Below are 674 nucleotides of genomic sequence, written 5' to 3'. Positions count from 1 at the left end.
AAAAAGATTCGTAAGGCGATATTGCCAGTGGCGGGATTTGGGACAAGAGTATTGCCGGCGACCAAGAGCTTACCAAAAGAAATGCTTCCGGTATTTGATAGACCTGCGGTTCACTGGGTTGTTGATGAGGCATTAGAAGCTGGGATTGAACACTTTGTATTTGTTACTGGCCGCAACAAAACCTCGATTTCCGATTATTTTGACCGGGCCTTTGAATTAGAAGAAACTTTGGCAAAAGCTGGTAAAACCAAATTGCTTGAGATGTTGCAGAATATGCTTCCGGTTGCCGGTTCAAAAAGCTTTGTCCGCCAACAATCGCCACTTGGCCTTGGTCATGCGGTTTGGTGCGCGCGCCACATTATTGGTGATGAGCCGTTTGCCGTTCTTTTGCCAGACGTTTTAATTCAATCAGAGCCTTCGTGCCTAAAACAAATGATTGATGCCTATGACCAGGTTGGCGGCAATATTATCGCGGTTGACCAAGTTCCGATGGATCAGGTTTCATCATACGGCGTTATCGCGCATGGTGAGCGTAATGGCAATTTAATGCCAATCACCAATATGGTTGAGAAACCAAAACAAGAAGAAGCGCCAAGCAATTTGAAAATTACTGGTCGTTATATCCTTCAGCCAGAAATATTTGAAATTTTGGAAACCCAAGAGCGCGGTGCCGG

General features: G+C 45.3%; 1 protein-coding gene. It reads left to right on the top strand.

Translation table 11 applies throughout. From position 1 onward, the window contains the following. Nucleotides 1-674, top strand: a 674-nt coding sequence (locus tag KXV15_RS13410) for a UTP--glucose-1-phosphate uridylyltransferase (RefSeq protein WP_240008717.1), incomplete at both ends; no start/stop codon positions are given.

Origin of the sequence: Pseudaquidulcibacter saccharophilus, assembly GCF_019455445.1 — a bacterium.
GTDB lineage: Bacteria > Pseudomonadota > Alphaproteobacteria > Caulobacterales > Aquidulcibacteraceae > Pseudaquidulcibacter > Pseudaquidulcibacter saccharophilus.
This window is presented reverse-complemented; position numbering and strand designations above follow the sequence as displayed.